Here is a 14,659-nt window from a genome sequence, read left to right on the forward strand (position 1 = left end):
GCAAAAGCATTTCGAGGGTCAAGCGAAAATCTCAGTCACCTTGCCATTTGGGTATTTGCTGAACAAGTTGCTGATTTTAATCCTATGACACCTTGAATCGACTCACTTCTTTCCCCATTTTGTCAGCTTCTTTTACCAGCAATTCATTAAGCTCTTGGAACTCTGTCGCTATCTGTTGCGTGTTGCGGTAGATGTCGCTGATCTTCATTGCATTGCGATTGACCTCTTCTGCAACCACTGACTGCTGATGGGTGGCCGCCGCAATCTGTTCATTCATGCTTTCGATCAATGCCACATGAGACACAATTTTATGTAACTCTAGGCCGGCCTGTTTTGCTTCCGTCACACTGTTGTTGGCCATGGACTGCCCTTTGGATATCGCTTCTAGCGCTTTAACCGCCCCGCGCTTTAACCGTTCGATCATATTGCGGATATCTTCGGTAGATGATTGTGAACGCTGGGCCAGATTGCGTACTTCATCTGCAACGACTGCAAAACCTCGTCCCATATCGCCTGCACGGGCGGCTTCGATAGCCGCATTAAGCGCCAATAAGTTAGTTTGTTCTGCTATACCATTAATAACTTCCAGGACGTTGACAATGCCATGAATATCGCCATCCAACTGTCTAAAAGCGGTGGCGGCAATTTCAATTTCTTGCGCCAACTCCGACATCGCATCAGCCGTTTTCAATACTTCATCGTTGCCTTTTTGCGCTTCCTGTGATGCTAGGCGCGAGGCATCGGATACTTGCACCGCATTATTGGCAATTTCTTGCACTGTGGAACTCATTTCAGTCATCGCAGACGCCACTTGCTCGGTTTCACTTGAGCCCACCGCTACATCATTATTGATTTGTAATGAGTGAGCTTTCAGCGTATCAACCACATGTAGCAGTGTTTTACTGCTGGCCCGGACATTGGTAATGATCCGTTCAAAATCCGTCATCATCTCGTTGAATGCTGCGGCGACAGACCCTAGTTCATCGGTGCTGTGAAGTTCTATTCGTTGGCACAGATCAAATTCTTTGCGGGCTGTTGTCATTCCAAGATGAATTTTGTGAAGCCCTCGACTGATAAAACGCTGCACTAAAAGTGATAACAGTCCAGCTAACAATACACCACTGAGCATCCCACTGCCCAATAGCCAGCTTTGTGTAAGAAGCTGCCGGTGCAGCAAGTTGGTTTTACTTATGAGATTATCGGAAAGCGTGATTTCAAAATCGTGCATCAATTCGATACGTTTAGTCGATGCGGCAAACCACGCTTCCGGTGATTCCTTTGCTATCTCTGCGGCTTGTTGATTGAAGGCGACCGTGCGGTAACGTTCTACCTCCGCAATGGCGGGTTGCTGCAGCAAGGTCTTGTAACGTGCCAACATAGCACTATTGGTCAACGCCATAAACCTTTGCTGAAAGCTGCTTTGTTCGGCTACCAAAGTAACAAATCGAGTGTATACGCGGTCTTTAAATCCCTGCTGTCCAAATGTAGAACTGAGAATGGCGCGTTCAATACCGGCTCGCTCTTTCATCTGTAGATATGCAGAAAAGGCGGCGGCATTCACCGCGATGGCTTTATCACTGCCGGCTTTGACGGTGTCATCGACGATAGATAACAACAACTCATTGAGGTGGGTATAATAGGCGACTTCGTCCGCAACGCTTATCGTCAGTGCTGAAACTTGGCTGCGTATGGTTTGCAGTTTGCTTAGTTGACTGTTCACTTCGTTTAAATCATTAGCAAAGCTCTTAGGTAATTCATGGCTGCTGATAAATGTTCGGAACGCCTGAAGCGCTTTGTCGGTAGACTGTTGCTGTTCTGGCAATTTATCAGCAAAAGCCTTGCCACTGGCACCGATAAAGCCTGCGCTCATTCCTCGCTCTTTTTGCAGTTCATGCACTAAATTGCTATTCACCTTTGCCAATTCGCTCAAAGCAATAACTTGGCTGGCACTGTTTGCTTGTGACAAAAACTGAAATACCAGTACACAACCAAAAATGATGGCAAACAGATACGAAGGGACGATAACTAACAGAAATTTAAACCGAAGTGGAAGATTGCCAATCCATTGCCAAGACATAATAGCTCCTCTGGTCTTGCTATCGAGTGAGTATTTTTATTGCATTCAGTATAGACAGCTTTAAGCAACAGGGTTTTGAAATTTTGAGATAAAAAACCCGGATAAACCGGGCAGTTAACGCAAGAATTTAGATCAAGCATTACCTTTAATCTGCAATTTTAGTTTTGCGGCAAAATTTAGCATTCGTGTCAGTGGCAGTAACGCCTGTTGCCGCTGAGCTTCTTCAACGAAAACCTCGTGGTTATGTGGTTGAGTGGCTGTCAGTGCATCAGCTATTGCCCGAAGTCCATTCATGGCCATCCAAGGACAGTGGGCACAACTGCGGCATGTCGCGCCCTGCCCGCCTGTCGGGGCCTCGATCAACTGTTTGCCTGGTACTGCCTGTTGCATCTTGTAGAAAATGCCTTTGTCTGTGGCCACAATGAATTGAGGATTGGGTAAGGTTTGCGAGGCGCTGATAAGCTGGCTGGTAGAGCCAACTGCATCAGCCATTTCCACAACGCTGGCGGGAGATTCTGGATGTACCAGAATGGCAGCGTCGGGATATTGTATTTTCAATTGCCGGAGGGCATTTGCCTTAAATTCATCATGTACGACACATTCACCTTGCCACAGGAGCATGTCGGCGCCAGTTTGCTTCTGGATATAGCCACCGAGATGACGATCTGGCCCCCAGATGATTTTTTTCCCCAGACTGTCTAAATATTCAACCACGTCTAGCGCAATACTGGAGGTAACCACCCAGTCAGCTCGGGCTTTAACCGCTGCTGAGGTATTAGCATAGACCACCACCGTATAATCTGGGTGCGCATCACAAAAGGCGCTGAAGTCATCGACAGGACATCCCACATCCAATGAACAGGTCGCCTCTAGTGTTGGCATCAATACTGTTTTTTCAGGACTGAGAATCTTTGCGGTTTCTCCCATAAACTTAACCCCCGCCACAATTAAGGTGGTTGCGGGATGTTCCTTGCCAAAACGGGCCATTTCTAGGGAATCAGAAACACAGCCACCGGTTGCTTCAGCCAACGCCTGGATCTCAGGATCGGTGTAGTAGTGGGCAACCAACACGGCGTTTTTCTGCTTTAACAGTTGTTTTATCTGTTCTCGATAACGGTGTTTTTCAACATCGCTCAATGACACTGGTTTCGGTGGAAAAGGATAGTGATATGAATTGTTTATGGCTAACCTTTGCATAATGTACAACTGGACGATAATTTGTCCGGTTATTATACGGAAAACGTCATTATTCGGTAACCATTTTGTGACTCAACCAGCTTTACTCAGACCAAAGTGGTATGTCGCTAACTAAAAGAGAAAAGCCCCTTTCGGGGCTTCTATTGGTTATTTCATTGCCAGTAACATTTCTTGCGGTTGTTCAAGATACTGTTTCCACAAATTACAGAAACGCGCAATCGTGCCACCATCAATCACTCGGTGATCACCAGACCAACTAACCTGCATGATCTTACGGGCTTCCACGTCACCCTTAGCATTAAACCTTGGCAACACCTGCAATTTCCCTAAGGCCACAATGGCCACTTCCGGTTTGTTGATAAGCGGCGTTGCCACTGTCCCGCCAAGTGCACCGATATTGGAAATAGAGATAGTGCCGTCTTTCAGATCTGCCGGGGTGACTCGACCACTGCGGGCGGCCTCTGTCAGCCGCGTAATCTCGGCCGCGATGTCCAAAATGGACTTCGCCTGTACATCCTTAATGTTCGGTACCAGCAAGCCCACTTTTGAATCCACCGCCATGCCAATGTTATGGCGCGACAAATAAGTCAGTTCAGTACATTCAGCATTGACCCGGCTGTTAACGACAGGAAATTGCAGCAACGCTAGGGACAACGCTTTCATGAAGAATGGCATCATAGTCAGCTTCAGACTATCCGAGGCGTACTTCTGCTTAAGTTGCTCTCTTAAAGCCACCAACTCAGTAATATCCAGCTCCTCACAATAGGTAAAATGAGGAATAGTGGATACTGAATCCATCATCTGCCGCGCCATGACCGCCTGAACCCCTTTAATGGGCACCACTTTATCGGCGGTTACTGGGTCGGTTATTGTCGGCGCTGCAACTGTTGGTGGAGTATCCGTCATCGCAACCGGTTGTGGCTGAGATGAAGCGCCCTTTACATAGCGTTCAATATCTTCTTTATAAACCCGTCCGTGTTTGCCACTACCAGGAACCTCCGCGAGGTTGACATCAAGAGAGCGCGCCAAACGACGCACCGCCGGGCTGGCAAGTGCTTTACCCTGCGCCACTGGCGCTGTGGGCGTGTTACTGATAACCGCTGCCGTTGGCTCTCCAGTATCCGGGGACGAGGTCTCGAACTCTGCGTCAGTTTCGATGGCAAACAGAGGCGCGTGTACCTTAGCTACCTGCCCTTTTTCGTAGTACAACTTGACCACTTTGCCAGGCTTTATCGCGGGGATCTGCACTAGAGCTTTGTCAGTCATCACATCGCAGATGGGTTGATCTTCTTCAATCAGATCGCCCTCAGCGACGAGCCAATCTACCAGATCACATTCCACGATGCCTTCACCAATATCAGGCAACAGAAAATCTTCTACCTGTTTACCGGCAGTCGCAGGTTTTACTTGCTCGGCCGCTGGCACTGGCGTGGCAGGCTCGGTAAAACCGGTTTCGTCCATGGCGACGGCATATAAAGGCGAATGCACTTTGGCTATTTCGCCCTTGGCATAATAGAGTTTGGCTATCACACCTGGAAATGGTGCTGGAATTTGTACCAAGGCTTTGTCGGTCATGACTTCACATACCGGTTGATCTTCTTCAACCCGTTCGCCTTCGGCTACCAACCACTCCATCAGCTCACATTCAACAACACCTTCGCCGATATCCGGCAAAATAAAATCCTTAATCATGCGCCACTCCTAGAAGTTCACCGAGGCTTTGATAGCTTCGAAGGTTTTCAGCGCATCCGGCATATATTCCTTCTCATGGATCAATGGGTATGGAGTATCCAGCCCACACACGCGGGCAATGGGGGACTCCAGATACAAAAAGCATTCCTGCTGGATTGTTGCAGCAATCTCACCGGCAAAGCCTCCGGTTAACGGTGCTTCATGGTTGATCAGCAACCGACCGGTCTTACGCACGGAGGCTGCAACGGTTTCGACATCCCACGGTGCGAGCGTTTTCAAATCGATCACTTCGCAGTCGATGTTAACTTCCTGCGCCATTTCAGCCGCTTTTTCGATAACTTCCACCTGTGCGCCCCACGCCAACAACGTAATATTGGCGCCCTCGCGCACGACTTCTGCTTTCCCGAGCGGCAACTCGTAGGCCTCTTCCGGTACATCATTCACTGAGGCACGGTATAGCCGTTTGGGTTCGAAGAATATCACCGGGTTGGGATCATGAATGGCTGATAACAACAGACCTTTGGCTTGGTAAGCATTGCGCGGCACTACCACTTTAAGCCCCGCTACCTGAGTAAAATAGGCTTCTGGTGATTGCGAATGGTAATGACCTCCGGCAATACCACCACCGTAAGGTGTACGGAACGTCAGGCCGCCGACATTGAACTGGTTGCCACTACGATAGCGGAACTTCGCCGACTCATTCACTATCTGATCAAATGCCGGGAATATATAATCGGCAAACTGGATTTCCGCGACAGGCGTCATGCCGTTGGACGCCAGACCATTAGCAAACCCGGCAATGCCCTGCTCTGTCAACGGTGTGTTGAAGCAACGCTCTTTGCCAAATTTATCCTGCAACCCAGAGGTTGCGCGGAACACTCCACCAAAATGACCAACATCCTCACCAAATACCAGCATCTTGTCATCGGCCGTCATCGCCAGCGTCAGTGCGTTATTGATGGCTTGCAGCATATTCATCTTAGCCATGCTTATAACCTCCCTGATGACTTGGGATAAGCCTTGGGATATTTAGCTACATGCGCTTTTAATTCCTCAAGCTGCTTTTTCAGGTTTGCGGTTGGCACGTCGTAAACATCCTCAATTATTTCGTCAAGCTTGGGCGCGGGCACTTTTTCTGCGACCTTCAACGCATCCAGCACCTCTTGGCGGTAACGGCTTTGCAGTTCGGCATCATCATCTTCTGTGAGCCAGCCTTTATTGATCAGCCATAATTTAAAGCGTTTGACCGGATCGTGCTGCTGCCAGCGTGCTTCTTCATCTTTTGAGCGATATCCAGACGGATCATCTGAAGATGAATGAGCCCCCAAACGGTAGGTCATGGCTTCAATCAACACCGGAGCACTATGTTCTATGGCCCAAGCTCTGGCCTGCTGTGTGGCAGCCAGGACGGCCAACATATCGTTACCATCGACACGAATGGTGTGCATGCCATAACCCAAGCCGCGACTGGCAATACCGTTGCCGGCATATTGTTCGTCAGTGGGCGTAGAAATCGCGTAACCATTGTTGCGACAGAAGAAAATTACCGGAACTTTATGAACCGCCGCCATATTCAGGCCTGCATGAAAGTCACCTTCAGATGCCGCACCTTCACCAAAATAACAGATGGCAACATTGCGCTTACCCTGCATTTTTAAGGAGTAGCCGACACCAGATGCCTGCGGGATCTGCGTTGCTAGCGGGGAAGAAATTGTCTGAAAGTGCAGTTGCTGGCAGCCGTAGTGGATCGGCATCTGTCGCCCTTTGCCCAGATCTTTTTCATTACTGAACATCTGATGCATGAACTGCTCGGTGGTGAACCCACGATAACGCAGCGCTGCATGCTCACGATATTGCGCCAAGATGATATCTTCAGGCTCCAGTGCCGCAGCGCTGCCGATGACAGCAGCTTCTTCACCTGTGCAGGTCATATAGAAACTGATGCGTCCTTGACGCTGCGCTGCCAACATGCGTTCATCCAGCGTTCTGATAAAAACACAGGTATCAAAAATTTTTCGCGACAGCGCTTCATCAACCTGTGGAAGCACAGCGTTTTCGAAGGTGGTGCCATCTGCTTGCAACAATTTCAGGATCGGAATATTCAGCGAATTCCGTTCCAGAAACGTTGCACGATGGACAACCTGTTGGGTAAACGTAGGGTTGCTCATGATGTGCTCTTTCATTCTGTTTAGGCAGAATCGTTCTGCTATTGGTTCTTATACTCGTCCAGCACACTAGGTTAACTTTAAGCGGCTGGCAATCTCTGTGATCCGGCTATCATCAACTTTGATTGCTATAGCGCGTATATCTAGCTTTACATTAGGCTAACGGAATACCAGGATCGGCCACCACACACAGCGCGGCACGTTGACCAATGGGGATCTGCGCGTTAGGAAACACAATCGCCTCACCTTCTTGTTCCGCTACAATAGCCTGACCATTTTCATGGGCTAGTACTTCACCTTGGGCAAATTGCGTGAAGTTGGGCAGATCTTTATCAAAGGTAAAAGCGAAGTCGGCAAAGTGTTTGGTAATGGAGCGACACACCCGATAAAGCACTTGCTTATCGGCGGCAAAATCTGGCGTTGGAGTTGCTGTTTCAGCAAGCAACGCCATCAGCATGGCGCGCAGTGCTGCCAGTCGGGTTAAATCATTTTGGCCAAAAGGCATAACTTTCCCCAACTCTACGGTGAAGGCTTCTGCCTGATAATTGGCTGACGAGGCATAACTGAAAGTGGTGGTAGGTTCATGATGCATCAGAAACGCTTCAATCCCGGCGGCACTTAAAAATGCAATTTGTTGTTTCAAATGAGGTTTATCCGGCCGATAAGGACACACAGCAAAGCGCTCATGACGCGAACCACGGATAGCCGTATGCAGATCGTAATGAAATCGCTTTCGGCCAGTTGCGGTAAAGAACTGCTGCATATAACTCTCTAATTTTGCCGCACGCGCGCGCTCACCATTTGTCAGAACATTCGGATTAGCATGTTCACCATTGAACAAACGATTGAGGTTCTCTGTCACAAAACGTGTACCGTTAATCATCGCCATTGGATTACCGAAGATAAACATCACTCTTTGTCGCAACAGTAAATGCTGCTGGAGAATGGCGCGGATTAGTTGGTTGCAGAGTTCTATGGGGGCGGTTTCATTGCCATGAATACCACTCGACAAAACGATGTCGCTCGTTGGTTCAGCGGTCAGTGGTGTAAAAACCAAGACGCCGCTATCCCAGATCTCGACTTGCGTGTGATCCGCAATAACGCCTTGTTCGGCCGCCATAAACAGAGGATTGGCAAGGGTCAGTGCTAGAAAATTCGCCTGTTGCAGTAATGGCTGCAGCACGGTTTACTCCTTAAATCAATGATGCCTTACTACTGCATGCTATCACAGTGGTTAATGGCAAGTCGTTATGACTTATTATTTCCCCGCTATTGCAAGCTCGCGCAGCTTCGAAGATAATTTTAGCCATCTAGACATCTAATAAGGGTTATATTATGGCGATTGCAACCTTTGGCGCCGGTTGTTTTTGGGGCGTCGAGTATTTTTTCCGACAAGTGCCTGGGGTGATTAACGCCACCAGTGGTTATATGGGCGGTGGCGATAATGCGGTAACCTATGAGCAAGTCAAAAAAGGCACCACCGGGCATGCGGAAGTGGTACAGGTTGAATATGACGCGTCGCAAGTCAGTTATGATGATTTGCTGCAGGTATTTTGGAAAAACCACAACCCTACCAGCCTTAACCAACAAGGGGCTGACATGGGAACCCAGTACCGCAGTGTGGTGTTTTTCCACGATAAAGAGCAGAAACAACAGGCAGAAGCATCAAAACTGGCGTTGATGCGCAGTGGTAAATGGGGCTTACGGCAAATTGTCACCGAAATTGTCCCCGCGCAAACCTTCCACAAAGCAGAAGAATACCATCAGGATTATATCCGTAAGAATGATTTGCCCAGTTGCCACATTGAATATTAATTGAGACGGCACATAAAAACGCACTCTAATCATTGAGTGCGTTTTTGGGCTGCAGTGATAACTCAGTGTTAGCCTTTCAAGGCTTGTTTTATCACCTGTTGCGCGTCACTCATTAACCGGTCCAGATGCTGTTCACTGATAAAGCTTTCGGCATAGATTTTAAATAGCGCTTCAGTGCCTGAAGGCCTCGCGGCAAACCAACCGTTTGCGATGGTGACCTTGATACCACCGATAGCGGCATTGTTACCCGGCGCATGGGTCAGAACGGTTTCAATTTTATCACCTGCAATGGTGTCAGCGCCTAGCGTATCGGCATTCAAGCGGCTAAAACGCGCTTTTTGCTTAGCATTGATTGGACTGTCAATGCGCCGATAATAACTACGGCCGAATTCTGCCACTAACTCTTCATAGCGCTCAGCAGGTGATTTTCCGGTAACCGCAATAATTTCCGCCGCCAACAAGCCCAGAATGATACCGTCTTTATCGGTACACCAGGTTGTTCCATCGCGTTTTAGGAATGCTGCACCGGCACTTTCTTCACCACCGAAGGCAAAACTGGCATCAGCCAAACCATCGACAAACCATTTAAAGCCAACCGGTACCTCACACAAAACCCGGCCATGAGAGGCGACAATTTTGTCAATAAGTGCGCTGGATACCAGCGTTTTGCCAATCTTTAGTTCGGCTGACCATTGCGGCCGATGGCTCAACAGATAGTCAATCGCCACCGCTAGATAGTGATTAGGGTTCATTAATCCACTGCCCGGGCACACAATACCGTGACGATCATAGTCAGGATCATTACCAATACAGACATCATATTCGTTCTGATGTCTCAGCAACCCAGCCATGGCGTATGGTGATGAACAATCCATGCGAATTTTGCCGTCTTTGTCCAATGGCATAAAACCGAATGTTGGGTCAACTTTATCGTTTACCAGCGTGATCTTAAGCCCATAAGTTTCGGCAATTTTTTCCCAATAATAGATGCCGGAGCCCCCCAACGGATCTACACCAATATTCACCCCAGCCTTTGCAATGGCGGCCATATCAATGACCTGTTCCAAAGCTCTAACGTAAGGCGTGATGAGATCCTGCTGCTTAATCAAACCGATGGCTGCTGCCGTACCATAATTGAGCTTTTTAATCCCTTCCAATCGGCGTTGTAGATATTGGTTGGCGCGGGACTCTATCCAGTTCGTCACCGCGGCCTCTGCCGGACCACCATGGGGTGGATTATACTTGATACCACCATCCTGCGGCGGATTATGGGATGGCGTAATAATGATGCCGTCGCAGCGGTTGCTGTCATCTTTTGCTTTACCAACGTTAGCAGCGACAATTGCTTGGGAAACCACAGGCGTCGGTGTAAAACTTTCATTTTGCTGCACCACCACTTGCACTTCGTTTGCCAATAAGACTTCCAAAGCAGAAACGTAAGCAGCCTGCGACAGCGCATGGGTGTCCATTCCCAAAAACAGCGTGCCATGAATCCCCTGCTGTTGACGATAATCGACAATGGCCTGTGTTATCGCCCAGATATGATTCTGGTTAAAACTACTGCTAAAGGCTGAGCCCCGATGTCCAGAAGTACCAAAACTCACCTGTTGTGCCGGGTTTTCAACATCGGGGATCAACCGATAATAAAAACTCATCAATTTAGGAATATTGACCAGGTCACGCTGTTGTGCCTGTTTGCCTGCACGTTCATGGATTGCCACGGTTGCTCTCCTTGTCAGTTAACTGTGCTACGCTGTTTAGGCTGATGGTAATGCTGCATCGGCAATGGCGTTGGCGCGAATAGCACCACAACCAAGTTTTTCCAGCGCTTCCAGCAAAATAGCGCGTTTTTTAGCCGTGTTATTATTGGTGGTAACCCAATAACCGCTATTACCAATCTCCTTAGGATTAGCAGATTGACTGGCTGACAACAACGCTTCTTTCGATGTTGCAAAATACAACCTGTCCCGGCCCTGAACCTGCAACACTTTTTCAAACTGTTGCGGCATTTGCTGATAAAGCGCTTCAAGCACAAACAGAAAACGTCCTACTGCACCCTTCTGGCTTTCCAGTACGCTAGGCACATACAGTTGTTCAAAATCGACAACATCAGAAACAGGGGGCAGATTGTTGGGAACATAGGAAGATTCCATGCCCGGATGACTAACGGCGACGGGTGGGGTTTCCGTCTCCAGATTAACTGATTCCAGCCCTAATAAACGCCGCAAAATATCCGAAGCGCTTTCGCCGATACGTTCGGTCTTTCCGGCAATAAAGCGATATAGTTCTTCGTCCACTTCAATATATTTCATGCCATGATTCCTGTCATTTGGTGCTGAAAAGGCCCAGCAAGTGGTACGATCCAGCGCGATCGTTCAGGGCAAAAGTATGCCACAAACCCGTCTAGGGAAAAGAGCAAATCGCTGAAAAAACGCTGAAATACTTTGCTGGCTTGGCACTTTAGGCATACCTGCCTGAAAAGCGACCAACTGTTGCTGCAGAAAGCAGCGGCGCTTGTAATGATGTGAGCTTTGCCGCAAAATTTTTGTCTTTGGTGCCTATGTATTTCGCCACGGCACTGCAGATATTGCCGAATATAGGAGAAATGATGTTTTTTAGCGAAAGTGGTCATGGGATACCTGTCGTCCTCATCCATGGCTTATTCGGTGATGGAGACAACCTCAAGGCGTTAGGCAATGATCTGGCATCCGACTACCGCGTGATCCGCGTGGATTGCCCTAATCACGGGCGTAGCGAACATCTCGAATACATGGATTACCCCACAGTCGCAAACATGCTGGTGGCGTTATTAGATCAATTGCAGATTAAACAAGCGCATCTGGTCGGCCATTCCATGGGGGGCAAGATTGCCATGGCAACTGCCTTAATCGCGCCAGAACGCGTGCTATCTGTGGTTGCTGCCGATATTGCGCCGGTTGCCTATAACAATCGGCATGACAAAGTCTTTGCTGCCATGACGAGTTTGCCGTTGGACGCCCAAGACCGCCGGGTTGCACTGCAACATCTCTTGAATCAAGGTGTTGACGAAGCCACCGCCCAGTTTTTGCTGAAAAGTCTGCGGCGTAATGACGCAGGATTTGAGTGGAAACTGAATTTGCCCGGATTAATCCACAGTTATCCGCAGATTATTGGTTGGTTTAATTCACCCTCAGCGCCCGGTTTTCTGACATTTTCAGGGCCGATTCTGTTGCTACACAGTGCAGACCCAACCTATGTTAACGCCGATTATCGAGAAGCAATTGTGCAGCAATTTCCTCATGCGGTATCCAAAACTATTGCAGGCACTGGTCACTGGCTACATGCACAAAAGCCAACGGTATTTAACCGCATTGTACATGAGTTCATCAATGAGCATGTTTCGGGGCAATGAAGCGGTGACCGTGATATAGCGGCACCATTGTCAATATGCTATAGTCGCGCCTCTTTTATGCCCGAGCGCACATTCCGTTAATAGTGAAGGAACCTCTAAGGACTTTCATGGTCATTTCGGATGATTGTACTGGTTTTCAACCACGGGCGATGGAATACAGGTTGGACTACCAACAGCAGCAAGTTAAAATTCGGACCGAGATGTCCGATGAAAAGAACAAATAAATGGCAAAAGAATCATCTGACAGAACGACCATCGACCTTTTTGCCAATGAGAAGCGTCGGGGCCGTCCGCGAAGTAATCCCCTTCCCCGAGACCAGCAGTTACGGGTGAATAAACGTAATCAGGTGAAACGGGACAGGGAAAAAGGATTAAAAAGAATAGAGTTAAAGGTGTCACAAGATTTGTATGATGCCTTGAACGAACAGGCGTCGGCCAGTAACATCAGCCGCAGTCAACTGATCGAGCATATTTTACAACAGAGTGTTAGCAGCATTTTCGAAGTATAGTGGATCAGGATTGTATAACGAATTTAGTTAGTTGAATTAAAGGAAAGACGATGGCAACTGTAGGTCTTTTTTTCGGAAGCGACACCGGTAACACCGAAGCTGTAGCCAAAATGATCCAGAAAAAACTGGGTGAGAAGATGGTTGAGGTGAAAGATATCGCCAAGAGTACCAAAGATGATATCGCCGCCTATGATCTGCTGATCCTCGGCATTCCGACGTGGTATTACGGTGAGTCTCAGTGTGATTGGGATGACTTTTTCCCAGAATTGGAAAAGATCGACTTCACCGACAAACTGGTCGCAATCTTCGGCTGCGGCGATCAGGAGGATTACGCAGAGTATTTCCTTGATGCGATGGGGACTTTACGTGACATTATCGAGCCACGTGGTGCCATTATCATCGGTCATTGGCCAACAGCGGGCTATGAATTTGAAGCGTCTAAAGCGTTGGTGGATGATAAGCACTTTGTCGGCTTAGGGATTGACGAAGATCGTCAGCCAGAGTTGACCGAAGAACGTGTAGATGCTTGGGTTAAGCAGATCTACGACGAAATGTGTCTGGCCGAGTTAGAAGACTGATTTATCCCCTATTTCGATAAAGGCGGCGACAGTGCCGCCTTTTTTATAGGTGAATTACGCATGCAATCCATTCAACGACATTGGGATATCTTTTGTACCGTCGTCGATAATTACGGTGACATCGGCGTTACCTGGCGTCTGGCACGACAGCTGGCAAATGAGTACAACTTGGATATCAATCTGTGGGTTGATGACCTATTGAGTTTTGCCCATATCTTACCGGAACTCGCTCCAACGGCACTGACTCAACAATTTTACGGGGTCACCGTCATTCATTGGACGCAACCATTACCGCAGCAATGGCTCCCTGGTACAGTGCTTATTGAGGCATTCGCTTGTGAATTGCCTGATGAAATACAGCAAGTATTGCCACAACTGCCTTCGCCGCCAATCTGGTTTAATCTCGAATATCTCAGTGCAGAATCCTGGATTGATGACTGTCACGGCTTGAGTTCGCCAGCACTTCCCGGTGTCAAAAAGATTTTTTACTTTCCAGGCTTCACCGCCAAATCAGGTGGTTTGATTTGCGAGCAAGGGCTGTTTGATAAACGTGAACGTTGGCAGAGCCTTCAACAAACCAAATTATCTTTGTGGCAATCTTATGGACTCACCGACATCAACGCTGATGAGATGGTCGTCAGCCTATTTTGCTACGAAAACGCCGCACTTAATCACTTATTAGCGCTATGGCGCGATACCCCTACCAAGCTGCATCTGCTGGTGCCTCGCGGTAAAGGCTTAGCCGCCGTTAAACAATGGCTTAACACTCAAAGTAATGTAACGACATCTGTCCCAAGTAGTTATTTGATTAACAATCTTCATATTCATGCACTGCCTATGACAGATCAGCAAGGATATGACCAACTGCTATGGAGTTGTGATTTCAACATCGTACGGGGAGAAGATTCGTTTCTGCGCGCGCAGTGGGCTGCGAAACCTTTTATCTGGCATATCTATCCGCAACAAGAAGATGCACATCTGATAAAATTGGATGCTTTTATGCGCCGATATTGCCATAATCTCGCTCCAGCCGTGGCAGAAGCTTGGCAACAGCTTAATCTCGCTTTTAATCAACAAGATGGCCCGGCAGTTTGCCATTACTGGCAAAAATTGGGTCTTGTCAATGGGCCGTTGTCGCAACATGCGAAACAATGGCCGGTTGACGCAATAAATGACGCAGATCTTGCAAACAGGCTAGTGAAAATGGTTGAAAACCGCTAAGATGCTGCGCTGAA

The 14,659-nt window shown here is 48.2% G+C and carries 13 protein-coding genes; 5 read left to right on the forward strand and 8 right to left on the reverse strand.

Translation table 11 applies throughout. The features are described 5' to 3' along the window. Window positions 1–82: 82 nt before the first annotated feature. The 6 genes from IE064_RS03325 to astE form a co-directional block, all read right to left on the reverse strand. Window positions 83–2,077 carry a methyl-accepting chemotaxis protein gene (locus IE064_RS03325; RefSeq protein ID WP_189616381.1) on the reverse strand — a complete coding sequence of 665 codons (1,995 nt, stop codon included), beginning with the start codon at window positions 2,075–2,077 and terminating at the stop codon, window positions 83–85. A gap of 132 nt (window positions 2,078–2,209) precedes the next feature. Then, the gene (nadA, locus tag IE064_RS03330) at window positions 2,210–3,274 is read right to left on the reverse strand and encodes a quinolinate synthase NadA (RefSeq protein ID WP_189616383.1); all 1,065 of its coding nucleotides are present in this window, start codon (window positions 3,272–3,274) and stop codon (window positions 2,210–2,212) included. A 147-nt stretch (window positions 3,275–3,421) separates the two neighbouring features. Then, entirely contained in the window at window positions 3,422–4,966 is a 1,545-nt protein-coding gene (locus IE064_RS03335) for a dihydrolipoyllysine-residue acetyltransferase (RefSeq protein ID WP_189616386.1), read from the reverse strand. A 9-nt stretch (window positions 4,967–4,975) separates the two neighbouring features. Further along, window positions 4,976–5,953, reverse strand: coding sequence for an alpha-ketoacid dehydrogenase subunit beta (locus tag IE064_RS03340; RefSeq protein WP_133039169.1), 978 nt, complete (start codon window positions 5,951–5,953; stop codon window positions 4,976–4,978). Window positions 5,954–5,955: 2 nt separating this feature from the next. Continuing rightward, complete coding sequence (locus IE064_RS03345; protein ID WP_189616388.1) at window positions 5,956–7,134, reverse strand: thiamine pyrophosphate-dependent dehydrogenase E1 component subunit alpha; 1,179 nt, start codon at window positions 7,132–7,134, stop codon at window positions 5,956–5,958. 151 nt (window positions 7,135–7,285) lie between these two features. Beyond that, window positions 7,286–8,314 carry a succinylglutamate desuccinylase gene (gene astE, locus IE064_RS03350; protein ID WP_189616390.1) on the reverse strand — a complete coding sequence of 343 codons (1,029 nt, stop codon included), beginning with the start codon at window positions 8,312–8,314 and terminating at the stop codon, window positions 7,286–7,288. A 152-nt stretch (window positions 8,315–8,466) separates the two neighbouring features. On the opposite strand from astE, the gene msrA reads away from it, so the two are divergent. Continuing rightward, window positions 8,467–8,946, forward strand: a complete 480-nt coding sequence (msrA, locus tag IE064_RS03355; RefSeq protein WP_133039172.1) for a peptide-methionine (S)-S-oxide reductase MsrA — start codon at window positions 8,467–8,469, stop codon at window positions 8,944–8,946. A 68-nt stretch (window positions 8,947–9,014) separates the two neighbouring features. Here msrA and pgm read toward each other — a convergent pair whose 3' ends face one another. Together pgm and seqA are read right to left on the reverse strand one after the other, a co-directional pair. After that, window positions 9,015–10,667, reverse strand: a complete 1,653-nt coding sequence (pgm, locus tag IE064_RS03360; RefSeq protein ID WP_189616392.1) for a phosphoglucomutase (alpha-D-glucose-1,6-bisphosphate-dependent) — start codon at window positions 10,665–10,667, stop codon at window positions 9,015–9,017. A 36-nt stretch (window positions 10,668–10,703) separates the two neighbouring features. After that, the gene (seqA, locus tag IE064_RS03365) at window positions 10,704–11,258 is read right to left on the reverse strand and encodes a replication initiation negative regulator SeqA (RefSeq protein ID WP_189616394.1); all 555 of its coding nucleotides are present in this window, start codon (window positions 11,256–11,258) and stop codon (window positions 10,704–10,706) included. Between the two features lie 296 nt (window positions 11,259–11,554). Here seqA and IE064_RS03370 point away from each other — a divergent pair, with 296 nt between their 5' ends. The 4 genes from IE064_RS03370 to earP all read left to right on the forward strand — a co-directional run bounded on the left by IE064_RS03370 (window position 11,555) and on the right by earP (window position 14,645). Next, window positions 11,555–12,337: an alpha/beta fold hydrolase gene (locus IE064_RS03370; protein ID WP_189616591.1), complete on the forward strand. Its 783-nt coding sequence runs from the start codon at window positions 11,555–11,557 to the stop codon at window positions 12,335–12,337. A gap of 224 nt (window positions 12,338–12,561) precedes the next feature. Further along, window positions 12,562–12,846, forward strand: a complete 285-nt coding sequence (ybfE, locus tag IE064_RS03375; RefSeq protein WP_133039175.1) for a LexA regulated protein — start codon at window positions 12,562–12,564, stop codon at window positions 12,844–12,846. Window positions 12,847–12,896: 50 nt separating this feature from the next. Continuing rightward, window positions 12,897–13,424, forward strand: coding sequence for a flavodoxin FldA (gene fldA, locus IE064_RS03380; RefSeq protein ID WP_133039176.1), 528 nt, complete (start codon window positions 12,897–12,899; stop codon window positions 13,422–13,424). A 60-nt stretch (window positions 13,425–13,484) separates the two neighbouring features. Next, window positions 13,485–14,645, forward strand: coding sequence for an elongation factor P maturation arginine rhamnosyltransferase EarP (gene earP, locus IE064_RS03385; RefSeq protein ID WP_189616396.1), 1,161 nt, complete (start codon window positions 13,485–13,487; stop codon window positions 14,643–14,645). The last annotated feature ends 14 nt before the right edge of the window (window positions 14,646–14,659 follow it).

The sequence above is a fragment of the Shewanella fodinae genome, assembly GCF_014651955.1.
Classification (GTDB): domain Bacteria; phylum Pseudomonadota; class Gammaproteobacteria; order Enterobacterales; family Shewanellaceae; genus Shewanella; species Shewanella fodinae.

What these genes read in the sequence shown, in the direction of transcription:
- IE064_RS03325 (WP_189616381.1), bottom strand. Translation starts at nt 2,077, where the DNA reads ATGTCTTGGCAATGGATTGGCAATCTTCCACTTCGGTTTAAATTTCTG.
- nadA (WP_189616383.1), bottom strand. Translation starts at nt 3,274, where the DNA reads ATGCAAAGGTTAGCCATAAACAATTCATATCACTATCCTTTTCCACCG.
- IE064_RS03335 (WP_189616386.1), bottom strand. Translation starts at nt 4,966, where the DNA reads ATGATTAAGGATTTTATTTTGCCGGATATCGGCGAAGGTGTTGTTGAA.
- IE064_RS03340 (WP_133039169.1), bottom strand. Translation starts at nt 5,953, where the DNA reads ATGGCTAAGATGAATATGCTGCAAGCCATCAATAACGCACTGACGCTG.
- IE064_RS03345 (WP_189616388.1), bottom strand. Translation starts at nt 7,134, where the DNA reads ATGAGCAACCCTACGTTTACCCAACAGGTTGTCCATCGTGCAACGTTT.
- msrA (WP_133039172.1), top strand. Translation starts at nt 8,467, where the DNA reads ATGGCGATTGCAACCTTTGGCGCCGGTTGTTTTTGGGGCGTCGAGTAT.
- seqA (WP_189616394.1), bottom strand. Translation starts at nt 11,258, where the DNA reads ATGAAATATATTGAAGTGGACGAAGAACTATATCGCTTTATTGCCGGA.
- IE064_RS03370 (WP_189616591.1), top strand. Translation starts at nt 11,555, where the DNA reads ATGTTTTTTAGCGAAAGTGGTCATGGGATACCTGTCGTCCTCATCCAT.
- ybfE (WP_133039175.1), top strand. Translation starts at nt 12,562, where the DNA reads ATGGCAAAAGAATCATCTGACAGAACGACCATCGACCTTTTTGCCAAT.
- fldA (WP_133039176.1), top strand. Translation starts at nt 12,897, where the DNA reads ATGGCAACTGTAGGTCTTTTTTTCGGAAGCGACACCGGTAACACCGAA.
- earP (WP_189616396.1), top strand. Translation starts at nt 13,485, where the DNA reads ATGCAATCCATTCAACGACATTGGGATATCTTTTGTACCGTCGTCGAT.